Annotated in this window: 10 protein-coding genes; 7 read left to right on the top strand and 3 right to left on the bottom strand. The window is 71.4% G+C overall.

The annotated features are described in order from the left end of the window. Positions 1-42: 42 nt before the first annotated feature. From ACFWZ2_RS42570 to ACFWZ2_RS42580, 3 genes are all read right to left on the bottom strand, one after another. Entirely contained in the window at positions 43-1,257 is a 1,215-nt protein-coding gene (locus ACFWZ2_RS42570) for a DUF5667 domain-containing protein (protein ID WP_384555184.1), read from the bottom strand. 248 nt (positions 1,258-1,505) lie between these two features. After that, positions 1,506-2,300: an ECF subfamily RNA polymerase sigma factor, BldN family gene (locus ACFWZ2_RS42575; RefSeq protein ID WP_384555185.1), complete on the bottom strand. Its 795-nt coding sequence runs from the start codon at positions 2,298-2,300 to the stop codon at positions 1,506-1,508. Positions 2,301-2,603: 303 nt separating this feature from the next. Then, a complete protein-coding gene (locus ACFWZ2_RS42580; RefSeq protein ID WP_384555186.1) occupies positions 2,604-3,545 on the bottom strand; it encodes an HAD family hydrolase in 942 nt (313 codons plus the stop codon). A 158-nt stretch (positions 3,546-3,703) separates the two neighbouring features. On the opposite strand from ACFWZ2_RS42580, the gene ACFWZ2_RS42585 reads away from it, so the two are divergent. From ACFWZ2_RS42585 to ACFWZ2_RS42615, 7 genes are all read left to right on the top strand, one after another. Continuing rightward, on the top strand, positions 3,704-3,994 hold the full coding sequence (locus tag ACFWZ2_RS42585; protein ID WP_384555187.1) for a glutaredoxin family protein: 291 nt from the start codon (positions 3,704-3,706) through the stop codon (positions 3,992-3,994). Between the two features lie 304 nt (positions 3,995-4,298). Further along, the gene (locus tag ACFWZ2_RS42590; RefSeq protein WP_384555188.1) at positions 4,299-5,057 is read left to right on the top strand and encodes a redox-sensing transcriptional repressor Rex; all 759 of its coding nucleotides are present in this window, start codon (positions 4,299-4,301) and stop codon (positions 5,055-5,057) included. Continuing rightward, positions 5,054-6,730 carry a glutamyl-tRNA reductase gene (locus ACFWZ2_RS42595; RefSeq protein ID WP_384555189.1) on the top strand — a complete coding sequence of 559 codons (1,677 nt, stop codon included), beginning with the start codon at positions 5,054-5,056 and terminating at the stop codon, positions 6,728-6,730. The genes ACFWZ2_RS42590 and ACFWZ2_RS42595 overlap by 4 nt, the downstream gene beginning before the upstream one ends. Continuing rightward, on the top strand, positions 6,727-7,686 hold the full coding sequence (hemC, locus tag ACFWZ2_RS42600; protein ID WP_384555190.1) for a hydroxymethylbilane synthase: 960 nt from the start codon (positions 6,727-6,729) through the stop codon (positions 7,684-7,686). Before ACFWZ2_RS42595 ends, hemC begins: the two co-directional genes overlap by 4 nt. Continuing rightward, the gene (locus tag ACFWZ2_RS42605) at positions 7,683-9,341 is read left to right on the top strand and encodes a uroporphyrinogen-III synthase (RefSeq protein WP_384555191.1); all 1,659 of its coding nucleotides are present in this window, start codon (positions 7,683-7,685) and stop codon (positions 9,339-9,341) included. Before hemC ends, ACFWZ2_RS42605 begins: the two co-directional genes overlap by 4 nt. A 117-nt stretch (positions 9,342-9,458) precedes the next feature. Then, on the top strand, positions 9,459-10,448 hold the full coding sequence (gene hemB, locus ACFWZ2_RS42610; protein ID WP_384555192.1) for a porphobilinogen synthase: 990 nt from the start codon (positions 9,459-9,461) through the stop codon (positions 10,446-10,448). Between the two features lie 93 nt (positions 10,449-10,541). Further along, positions 10,542-11,522, top strand: a complete 981-nt coding sequence (locus ACFWZ2_RS42615) for a zinc-binding dehydrogenase (protein ID WP_384555193.1) — start codon at positions 10,542-10,544, stop codon at positions 11,520-11,522. The last annotated feature ends 103 nt before the right edge of the window (positions 11,523-11,625 follow it).

Genomic DNA, 11,625 nt, shown 5'->3' on the forward strand with positions numbered 1-11,625 from the left:
GCGCTCTCCCGCGCGGGAGAGCGCCCCATCGACGTACGCGACCTACTTCGTGTCCTCGCCGTCGATCCCGAGGTCGGGCAGCAGGCCGGGCAGGATCGGGGGCAGCGTGACGTCGGGGCTGTCCGCTGAGCCGTCCTTGCCGGGCTTGCTCTTGCCGTCCGAGGGGGTCGGGGAGGTCTGCTCGTCCGGCGGGTCGAGGAGGCCGCCGGTGGCGCCACCGAGGAGGCCTTCGCTCCGGCTGTCCGAGGCGGAGGGCCTCGGCTTGCTGTCGCTGCCCGGGCCGCCGTGGTGCCTGCCGCTCTCCGCGTCCTTGGAGGGGTGCTGCTCGCGACCGGTGGAGCCCGTGGAGCTCTGGGGTGCCCGGCCGGTCGTGCCGCCCTTCTCGGGGGCGCGGGGGAGCAGGCCGCGCAGCGGGCCGACCTCTTCGTCTATGGCGTCGAAGACGGAGTTGACCTGTGCGCCGACGTCGCCCAGCTGGACCGGGAGGCGGCCCTGGAGGTCGCTCCAGCTCTGGCGGTGCGACTGCGAGAACGAGGACAGCGCCTGGATGGGGCCGAGCGAGCCGTCGCGCTGGTACGCCTCGTGGAGCAGGCGGTGGCCCTCGGTGGCGTCGTGCCGCATGCCGGAGAGGGCGCGCCGCACTTCGCCGACGGACTCGTGGTCGAGGTCGCCCGCGCGGCCCCGCTCCATGAGCCTGCGGGCCTCGTTCAGCCGGGTCGAGGCCTGGTCGAGGTAGATCTGGCCGCGGTCGGTGTCGCCGTCGGCCATGCCCAGCTTGAGGTCTTCCATGCCGCGCTTGAGCCCGTACAGCGAGTCGCCGGGGAGGGCGTCGGAGCTGGCGGCGGCGACCCCGCTGAACGCTCCGGCGGCGACGCCGACCGTGAGGCCGCCCGCCGCGATGCCCTTGGACAGGCGGGAGCGTGGCCGCAACTTCCTTAGGGAGGCCGCTCGGTGGGCCCCCTTGCGGGAGCGCTGCTCGGGCACCGAAGGGCTGGCGCCCTCCAGGAACATGGCCTCCATCGCGGCCACGAGCTGTGCGCGCTGGACCACCTTGACCTCGGGGTCGAGCTGCGGCTTGGGCAGCTCGTCGAGGGCGTCGGCCACGGCCAGCATGCGGCTGTGCGCGGCTGGTTCGGGTGGTCCCGGGTCTGTGGTGGATTCTTCGGACTGCTCGGCCGCCGGGTCCTGGTCGGAATGCTCCTCCAGGGCCTGGGCGAAGGCGTTCGCCCGCCGGTGGGCCGATACGTTCGCGATCACTGGCGGCACCTCCTCTCGTCATGACGGTCGACTCCCCAGGGGGTCCTGAGGGTTGCATGTCCTGACCACTTCCACACGATCGAGTGAGCAGAGGTAGCCAGGTAGCGACCACAGGGAGCCTGCATCCCGCACAACGAGCGTCGCGGCACTTGGGTTACGGACGAAGGATGATCGGACCGCGAGGAATCGGGGAAGTCCCGTGGCGGCCATCGGGCCGCCACGGTTGGTGAGTTGGGCGCTACGGAGCGCTAGCGCGCGTCGTCGGGGAGGAGGCGCGCCAGGGTGCGCACCGCGCGGTACTGGAGGGTCTTGATCGCGCCCTCGTTCTTGCCCATGACGCGCGCGGTCTCGGCGACGGAGAGGCCCTGCAGGAAGCGCAGGGTCACGCACTCCTGCTGCTGGGGGTTGAGTCGGCGGACGGCTTCGAGGAGTGCCGCGTTCGAGAGGGACTCCAGGACGGAGTCCTCGGGGCTGCGCTCGACCTCGTTGGCGTCGAGCATCTCGCCGGTGGTCACTTCGAGGCGGAAGCGGCTCGACTTGAAGTGGTCGGCGACCAGATTGCGGGCGATGGTGACCAGCCAGGCGCCGAAGTCGCGGCCCTGCCAGGTGAAGGTGCCGATGCGGCGGAGGGCGCGCAGAAAGGTCTCACTCGTGAGGTCCTCGGCGGTCGCCTTGCCGCCCACGCGGTAGTAGATGTAGCGGTAGACCGTGTCGCTGTACTGGTCGTAGAGGCGGCCGAAGGCGTCGGACTCGCCGGCCTGGGCGCGCTCGACGAGATCCATCATGCGGGCGCTGTCGCTGTCCGCTGCGGGACGGCGGGGGGCGGGTGTTGAGGCGGTGGCAGCGGCGCCGGAGCGGGCCCGTCTGCTGACTGCCGCACCGCCGTCCGCCAGGGCATAGCACGGCCCCGCGGGTGCGGGGACGGCGAAGGCGGGGACGGCGGGGACGGCGTACGCGGTGGGGACGAAGCCGCGCAAGCGGTCGATGACCGTTGCGCGCAGCGTAGCCAGGCCCGAGGCGTCAACCCCGACGTGTGGGTACACGGGACTCCCAGAGGCAGAGCTTCCATCACGTGCAGTGCGGGACCGTTCACCCGTCGTAGCGACGTGCGGGGTCCGTTATGCGTCTGAGGAGAATAACGCTTCGTACAGGCAGCGCTACACCCAGTTGCTCAAATCATCGATTACGTCGCTTCTGTTACGCATCGAAGCCGATTCAAGTACCAGAGAGTGAGCGCTTGTTGATCGGATTAGTTCACATTCCGTCACCGGGCGAGGCGTGTTGTGGCCGAGTCCAACCAGCGTGACTGGCGGGAGACGGGGCGGGGTAGGACCGAGGGAATGCGGTCAGTGGCGGCGGCGGTGCAGGGCGATGGCCGCGGCCGCGCCGCCCGCAAGGGCGCCGACGCCCGCGGCGGCCGGGATGCCGACCTTCGCGGCCTTGCGTCCCGTGCGGTAGTCCCGAAGGCGCCAGTCCCGCTCGCGGGCGTGCTTGCGCAGCTTGGCGTCGGGATTGATCGCGTACGGATGTCCGACGAGCGAGAGCATCGGGATGTCGTTGTGCGAGTCGCTGTACGCGGCGCAGCGGGCCAGGTCCAGGCCCTCGGCGGCGGACAGGGCGCGCACGGCCTCGGCCTTCGCGGGGCCGTGCAGGGGTTCGCCGACGAGCTTTCCGGTGTAGACGCCGCCGATGGACTCGGCGACGGTGCCGAGGGCGCCGGTCAGGCCGAGGCGGCGGGCGATGACCGTGGCGATCTCCACCGGGGCGGCGGTGACCAGCCAGACCTTCTGGCCCGCGTCGAGGTGGGCCTGGGCGAGGGCGCGGGTGCCCGGCCAGATGCGCTCGGCCATGTACTCGTCGTAGATCTCCTCGCCGATGGACATCAGCTCGGCGACGCGGTGGCCCTTGACGATGGACAGGGCGCTGTCGCGGGCGTCCTGCATGTGCTCGGGGTCCTCGACGCCCGCGAGCCTGAACCACGCCTGCTGCCAGGCGAATCGGGCGAGCTCCTGGCGTTCGAAGAACTTCCGCTTGTACAGGCCGCGGCCGAAGTGGAAGATCGCGGCGCCCTGCATCACGGTGTTGTCGAGGTCGAAGAAGGCGGCGGCCTTGTCGTCGCCCGCGACGGGGAATTCCGGCTCCGATGGCTCTTCGGGCGCGGCGGCCTCCGCCAGCTCCTCCAACTCCTGGGAGGACTTGCGCGCTGCCTCAGCCGAGGCCTCGCCTGCCAACACGCTCCGCGCCGTGGCGGAGCGCCTACGGGGGGTGAGCCATCCGAGAGCGGCCATGTCGTGAGCATAGCCAGTTTGTTCGGTGGTTCCGGAGTCGGGAGGATTCGGGCCTGTGAACTCTCCGCGACCTGGCCGTTAAACGGACTTCGTGCGGGGTGTCCGCCGGGCGCGTCGAGGGGTCGGAACCGGGGCGGGCGCGGGGCGAGAATGGGGACATGAGCCCGATTTTTCGTCGCAGTGGCGGTCGTACGGAGAAGAAGAAGCCGCAGGAGCGGCTGGTGACCCTGATCGGGAAGCCCGGCTGCCATCTGTGCGATGACGCACAGTCGGTGATCGAGAAGGTCTGCGGGGAGGTGGGCACGCCCTGGGAGAAGAAGGACATCACGCAGGACGAAGAGCTGCACCGCGCCTACTGGGAGCAGATTCCGGTCGTCCTCGTGGACGGGGAGCAGCACACCTTCTGGCGCGTTGATGAAGATCGTCTGCGTCGGGAGCTGACCGGCTAGGGCAGAACGTACTGACCGGGCAGTCCAAAGACCCCGCGAAGTCGTTTACGCTTTGGGGCGGTTTTGGTCTCGGGGGTGACGATCGTGAGGAGTGTGTGCGGTTTTGCCCCCTTCAGGTGAGCAACGACGCTGCCCGCGCGCCGGTTCCACGATCGTGCGCCGGGGGCGCGTGACCCCGGTCACGTTGGCCGGGCAAATCGGACACCATCTTTGTGCACGCGTTCACAAAGACATAGCCTGCATTCGACGGGGCGGTCTGGGGACGAGTGACCGCCTGCAGCCCCGCTCTACCCGCAGGAGCACCGTGGCAACTGGCCGAACTCACCGACCGGCGACCCGCAGCCGAGGGATTCCCGAGGCCACCGTCGCCAGGCTTCCGCTGTACCTCCGAGCCCTCACCGCACTGTCGGAGCGCTCGGTACCCACGGTCTCCTCCGAGGAGCTCGCGGCCGCCGCGGGGGTCAACTCCGCGAAGCTGCGCAAGGACTTCTCGTACCTCGGTTCGTACGGGACGCGAGGCGTGGGCTACGACGTCGAGTATCTCGTCTACCAGATCTCCCGTGAACTGGGTCTGACCCAGGACTGGCCGGTTGTCATCGTCGGCATCGGCAACCTCGGTGCCGCGCTTGCCAATTACGGCGGCTTCGCCTCGCGTGGATTCCGCGTCGCGGCGCTCATCGACGCCGATCCGGCAATGGCCGGAAAGCCCGTCGCGGGCATGCCCGTGCAGCACACCGACGACCTCGAGAAGATCATCGAGGACAACGGCGTCTCCATCGGTGTCATCGCGACCCCGGCCGGTGCCGCCCAGCAGGTCTGCGAGCGGCTCGTCGCCGCCGGTGTGACCTCGATCCTGAACTTCGCGCCGACCGTCCTCTCCGTCCCCGACGGCGTCGACGTGCGCAAGGTCGACCTCTCCATCGAGCTGCAGATCCTCGCCTTCCACGAGCAGCGCAAGGCCGGTGAGGAAGCGGCCGCCGACGACGGCGTGCTGCCGCCCGCCGCGGCCAAGCAGCAGCGCAAGGGACCCGACGGGGACGTCCCCGCCGTGATGCCGGCATGAGTCTCCTTGTCGTGGGGCTGAGTCACCGCAGCGCTCCGGTGAGCGTGCTGGAGCGGGCCGCGCTGTCCGCCGACGCGCAGGCCAAGCTGCTGCAGGACACGCTCGCCGCCGAACCCGCGGCCGAGGCCGCCGTGCTCGCCACGTGCAACCGCATCGAGCTGTACGCCGACGTGGACAAGTTCCACGCGGGCGTCGCCGAGCTCTCCACGCTGCTGGCCCAGCACAGCGGTGTCAGCCTGGAGGAGCTCACCCCTTATCTGTACGTCCACTACGAGGACCGGGCCGTCCACCATCTCTTCTCGGTGGCATGCGGACTCGACTCGATGGTCGTCGGCGAGGGGCAGATCCTCGGGCAGATCAAGGACGCCCTGGCGCGCTCGCAGGAGCTGCACACCGCGGGCAAGCTCCTCAACGACCTTTTCCAGCAGGCCCTCCGGGTCGGCAAGCGGGCGCACTCGGAGACCGGCATCGACCGGGCCGGGCAGTCGCTCGTCACCTTCGGCCTGGAACAGCTCGCCGTGCGGGAGCCGGTGGAGTCCTGGGCCAAGGGCAAGCGCGCCCTGGTGATCGGCGCGGGCTCGATGTCCTCGCTGGCCGCGGCGACGCTCGCGCGCGCCGGGGTCGAGGAAGTCGTGGTCGCCAACCGCACGTTGGAGCGCGCGGAGCGGCTCGCCGAGATCCTGGGCGGGCCCGGTGGCACCGGCGTGAGCGCGCGTGCCGTCCCCATGGATGCCGTCGCGGACGAACTGACACGTGCCGATGTGGCCGTCTCCTGCACGGGTGCGACCGGTCTCGTGCTGACCGCGGACGCCGTCACGACGGCCGTCGCGGGGCGCACGCCCACCGCGGGCAGCCGGGTCGAGAGCCCGGCGGAGAAGGCCGTACGACCGGTCGCCGCGGGTGACGAGGACTGCCCGTTCGACCTCTCCGCGCCCGGCGGTTTCTCCGTCGCGGGTGAGGACGCCGTCGCGGGGATGGACGCCGCGACCCTGGAACAGCACGCCGCCTGGGTGGACAACGCGCCCGCCGAGCGCCGGGAGAGCGGACCGCAGGCCGAGGCCGGGGCCATCGCCGCCCTCGCGACGGCCGCGAGCGTCGCGGGCCGCGTGCCCGAGCTGCGCCGTCCCAAGCCGTCGGCCGGTGCCGCCCGCACGGCCGTGCTCGCGCTGCTCGACCTCGCCATGCCCCGTGACATCGACGCCGCGGTGCACCGCATCGACGGCGTGCGGCTCGTCGACATCGAGTCGCTCGCCGAGGCGTCCGCCGACGCGCCCATGGCCGACGACGTGGAGCAGGTGCGCGGCATCGTCTCCGACGAGGTCGCCGCGTTCGGTGCCGCGCAGCGGGCCGCGCACATCACGCCGACCGTGGTCGCCCTGCGCACCATGGCCGCCGATGTCGTGGCCAGCGAGATGACGCGCCTGGAGGGGCGCCTGCCGGGACTCGAGGACAAGCAACGCGCGGAGATCACGCAGACCGTGCGCCGCGTCGTCGACAAGCTGCTGCACGCGCCGACGGTGCGGGTCAAGCAGCTGGCGAGCGAGCCCGGCGGCGCCGGGTACGCGGACGCGCTGCGCACGCTCTTCGACCTCGACCCGCAGACGGTCGCCGCGGTGAGCCGCGCCGACCACCTGAACAACGAGAACGACGACCCGAATCGAGGCCGGGCATGACCGAGAGGGCCCTCAGGCTCGGGACCAGGCGCAGCAAGCTGGCCATGGCCCAGTCCGGCCAAGTGGCCGAAGCCGTACGGCAGTTGACGGGGCGGCCCGTCGAGCTCGTGGAGATCACGACGTACGGCGACACCTCGCGCGAGCACCTGGCGCAGATCGGCGGCACCGGTGTCTTCGTCGCCGCGCTGCGCGACGCGCTCGCCCGCGACGAGGTCGACTTCGCCGTGCACTCGCTCAAGGACCTGCCCACCGCGCAGCCCGAGGAACTGACCCTCGCCGCCGTGCCGGTGCGCGAGGACCCGCGGGACATCCTGGTCGCGCGCGACGGGATGACCTTCGCCGAGCTGCCCGAAGGCGCCCGCGTGGGCACCGGTTCGCCGCGCCGCATGGCGCAGCTGAACGCCTACGCGCGCAGCCACGGCATGACCATCGAGACCGTGCCGATCCGCGGGAACATCGACACCCGCATCGGATATGTGCACAAGGGTGAGCTCGACGCCGTCGTGCTCGCCGCCGCCGGACTCAGCCGCGTCGGCCGGACCGACGAGGTGACCGACTTCCTGTCGGTCGACACTGTTCTGCCCGCCCCCGGCCAGGGGGCACTGGCGATCGAGTGTGCCGCGCACAACGCGTCACTCGCCGCCGCGCTCGCCGAGCTCGACGACCCGTACACCCGGGCCGCCGTGACCGCCGAGCGGTCCCTGCTCGCCGCCCTGGAAGCCGGCTGCAGCGCCCCCGTTGGCGCGCTGGCCGACTTGCTGGCCGACGGGCAGATTGTCAAGGAAATGCGCCTGCGCGGCGTCGTCGGCACGACCGACGGCTCGACGCTGGTGCAGCTGTCCACCACCGGTCCCGTGCCTGCGACGGAGACCCAAGCCATGGCGCTGGGCCGCGAACTCGCGGCCGAGATGCTCGCCAAGGGCGCGGCCGGTCTGATGGGGGAGCGAGCACTTTGAGCCCCACCTCGAACCTTCCCGGCACTCCCGCACACGGGCACGTCACCTTCCTGGGTGCCGGACCCGGAGATCCGGGACTGCTGACCCTGCGCGCCGTCGAGGCGCTGGCCCGAGCGGATGTGCTGATCGCCGAGCCCGATGTGCTCGACGTCGTCCGCGTGCATGCCAGGGGAGGTGTGGACACACCCCAGGCACCGGCTGCTGACGACGCGTCAGCCGCCGTGGACGCGCCTTCCGCGCGAGCCGCCGCCAATCTTGTCATGGAGGCCGCGCGGGGCGGCAGGCGGGTCGTGCGCGCGGTCAGCGGCGACCCGGGCCTGGACGCGTACGCGGCGGGCGAGATGCTCGCCTGCGCCGCCGAGGGCATCTCCTTCGAAGTGGTGCCCGGCATCGCGGCCGCCGTCGGCGTGCCCGCCTACGCGGGTGTGCCGCTGCGGGACGCGCAGGGCACGGACGTGCGCTTCGTCGACGCCCGTACGGCGTCGGACCGTTGCTGGAACGAGGTGGGTGTCTCCGACGGCACCGTCGTCGTCTCCACGTCGCTGGACTCCGTGGCCGCGGCCGCGGGTGAACTGGTGTCCGCAGGGCGCAAGCCCGACACCCCGATGACCGTGACGGTCGCCGGTACGACGACGCGCCAGCGCACCTGGACCGCGACGCTCGGCACCATCGCGCAGGTCCTCAAGCAGGCGAAGGTGCTGCCCTCGCCCGACGGCGGGCAGCCGGTCATAGCCGTGGTCGGCGAGCGCTCTTCCGCCGCGCAGCGCGACCAGTTGTCGTGGTTCGAGTCGAAGCCGCTCTTCGGGTGGCGGGTGCTCGTGCCGCGGACGAAGGAGCAGGCGGCCTCGCTCTCCGACCAGTTGCGTTCGTACGGCGCCGTGCCGCACGAGGTGCCGACCATCGCGGTCGAACCGCCGCGCACGCCCCAGCAGATGGAGCGCGCGGTCAAGGGCCTCGTCACGGGCCGCTACGAGTGGATCGCCTTCACCAGCGTGAACGCCGTCAAGGCGGTGCGCGAGAAGTTCGAGGAGTACGGGCTCGACGCGCGTGCCTTCGCCGGGATCAAGGTCGCGGCCGTCGGCGAGCAGACCGCCGCCGCGCTGATCGCCTTCGGCGTGAAGCCGGACCTGGTGCCGAGCGGCGAGCAGTCGGCCGCGGGGCTCCTGGAGGACTGGCCGCCGTACGACCCGGTCTTCGACCCGATCGACCGCGTCTTCCTGCCGCGTGCCGACATCGCCACGGAGACGCTGGTCGCGGGCCTGATCGATCTCGGGTGGGAGGTCGACGACGTCACCGCCTACCGGACCGTGCGCGCCTCGCCGCCGCCGGCCGAGACGCGCGAGGCGATCAAGGGGGGTGGCTTCGACGCCGTTCTCTTCACCTCGTCGTCCACGGTGCGCAATCTCGTCGGGATCGCGGGCAAGCCGCACAACGTGACCGTCATCGCGTGCATCGGTCCGGCGACGGCCAAGACCGCGGAGGAGCACGGGCTTCGGGTGGATGTGATGGCTCCTGAGCCGTCCGTGCACAAGCTGGCCGAGGCCTTGGCGGAGTTTGGCACTCGGCGGCGTGCTGCCGCGGTGGAGGCGGGGGATCCCGTCACTCGGCCCAGCGAGCGTCGACCCGGTTCGCGTCGGCGACGCACCGCGCCGTAGGTTCTATGGGTGGGCGCCTCCCTGATCGGTGCTCTGCGCCGGGGGTTGTGCCCACCCGTGCCGCCCTGCGGCACGCCTGCCCACAACGGGCCACCAGCGGTATGAGGTGAGGTTTCAGTGACTAAGTACGGGTCTTTTCCGGGTGCGCGGCCGCGGCGGTTGCGGACCACGCCCGCGATGCGGCGCATGGTCGCCGAGACGCGGCTGCATCCGGCCGATCTGATCCTGCCCGCCTTCGTGCGCGAGGGGATCAGCGCTCCGGTGGAGATCGGGGCGATGCCCGGCGTCGTCCAGCACACCCGCGACACCCTGAAGAAGGCGGCCGTCGAGGCGCTGGAGGCCGGGGTCTCCGGGATCATGCTCTTCGGTGTGCCGGAGGAGTCCAAGAAGGACGCCGTGGGCACGCCGGGCACCGACCCGGACGGGATCCTGCAGCTCGCCATCCGTGATGTGCGCGCCGAGGTCGGCGACGACCTCATCGTCATGTCCGACCTGTGCCTGGACGAGACCACCGACCACGGGCACTGCGGTGTGCTCGACGCCGAGGGCCGCGTCGACAACGACGCGACCCTGGAGCGGTACGCCGAGATGGCGCAGGTCCAGGCCGACGCGGGCGCCCATGTGGTCGGCCCGAGCGGCATGATGGACGGTCAGATCGGGGTCATCCGCGACGCGTTGGACCAGGTCGGGCACGAGGACGTGTCGATCCTCGCGTACACCGTGAAGTACTCGTCGGCCTTCTTCGGCCCGTTCCGCGAGGCCGTCGGCTCTTCGCTCAAGGGCGACCGCAAGACCTATCAGCAGGACCCGGCCAACGCCCGGGAGTCCATGCGGGAGTTGGCGCTCGACCTCGAAGAGGGCGCCGACATGGTGATGGTCAAGCCCGCGGGTCCCTACCTGGACATCCTGGCGAAGGTCGCCGACGCGGTGGACGTGCCGGTGGCGGCGTACCAGATCAGCGGCGAGTACGCGATGATCGAGGCCGCCGCCGAGCGGGGCTGGATCGACCGGGACCAGGCGATCATGGAGTCCCTGACGGGGATCAAGCGCGCGGGCGCGAACATGATCCTGACGTACTGGGCGACCGAAGTGGCCCGTCGGCTCTGACCCGCGCGGACGCGGCGGGGAGGGCTTGACCTCAAGTTTGATTGAGGTCGGATAGTGGTGCGCATCGACGTTCTGACTTTTCAGGAGGATGCCATGCGCGCCGTTGTGCTTCGTGAGTTCGGTCCCGCCGAGAACCTGCGGTCCGAGACCCTGCCCGACCCCGTCGCCGGGGCCGGGCAGCTGCGGATCGCCGTACGGGCGGCGGGAGTTCACTTCGTCGAGACCGTGATGCGGGCAGGGCGGGCCTCCGACATGGCGCCGCCGCTGCCGGAGCTGCCCGCCGTCCTCGGGGGCGAGGTCGCGGGCGTCGTGGACGCCGTCGGGCCCGGTGTGGACCCCGCCTGGCTCGGCAGGCCCGTGGTCGCCTCGCGCACGGAGCCCGGCGGGTACGCCGAGATGTCCGTCGCCGACGTCGAGGGCCTGCACACGATGCCGGACGGGCTCGGGTTCGAGGACGCCGTGACCATGGTGATGACCGGGGCCACCGCCATGGGGCTGCTCGACTCCGCCCAACTCCGTTCCAACGACGTGGTGTTGGTGAACTCCGCCGCCGGTGGTGTCGGACGGCTCGTCGTGCAGTACGCCCACGCGCTCGGCGCCACGGTCGTCGGCGCGGCGGGCGGACCCGACAAGGGCGAGGCCGTACGGGCGCTCGGCGCCGATGTCGTCGTCGACTACAACCGGCCCGGCTGGGCGGACGTCATCCGCGAGCGGCTCGGCGCGGACCGGCCCGTCACCGTGGTGCTCGACGGCGTCGGCGGCCAGAAGGCCGCCACCGCCTTCGAGTTGCTCGGCGACGGCGGCCGGTTCGTCGCCATCGGCTGGGCTTCGCAGGAGCCCTTCGAGCCCACGCCGGAGATGCTCGCCGAGCGGGGCACCTCGTACGTCAACGCCCTCCTTGAACTGCTCGCCCACCCCGAGGGCGGCCCCGCGCGGGAGCGGGCGGCCCTGGAGGCCGCGGCCAAGGGCGAGTTGGTGGCCTCCTGGCAGGCGTTCCCCCTGGCGCGGGCGGCCGAGGCGCATGCGGCGATCGAGCGCAGGGAGACCACGGGGAAGGTGCTTCTGGTGCCGTGATGTCCGGTGCGGAAGGGGCGCGGAAGGGGGGCCTTCTTGTGCGGACGGCAGGCCCTAGGGAGCGTCTTGTCGATCATGTGGTGAGCCAGATGAGGGTGCTGGC

Source organism: Streptomyces sp. NPDC059002 (genome assembly GCF_042740435.1).
In the GTDB taxonomy this organism is placed as follows: domain Bacteria; phylum Actinomycetota; class Actinomycetes; order Streptomycetales; family Streptomycetaceae; genus Streptomyces.

Bases quoted from the DNA above. Each gene is read 5' to 3' on its own strand.
- ACFWZ2_RS42580 (WP_384555186.1), bottom strand. From the start codon at position 3,545: ATGGCCGCTCTCGGATGGCTCACCCCCCGTAGGCGCTCCGCCACGGCG.
- ACFWZ2_RS42585 (WP_384555187.1), top strand. From the start codon at position 3,704: ATGAGCCCGATTTTTCGTCGCAGTGGCGGTCGTACGGAGAAGAAGAAG.
- ACFWZ2_RS42595 (WP_384555189.1), top strand. From the start codon at position 5,054: ATGAGTCTCCTTGTCGTGGGGCTGAGTCACCGCAGCGCTCCGGTGAGC.
- hemC (WP_384555190.1), top strand. From the start codon at position 6,727: ATGACCGAGAGGGCCCTCAGGCTCGGGACCAGGCGCAGCAAGCTGGCC.
- ACFWZ2_RS42615 (WP_384555193.1), top strand. From the start codon at position 10,542: ATGCGCGCCGTTGTGCTTCGTGAGTTCGGTCCCGCCGAGAACCTGCGG.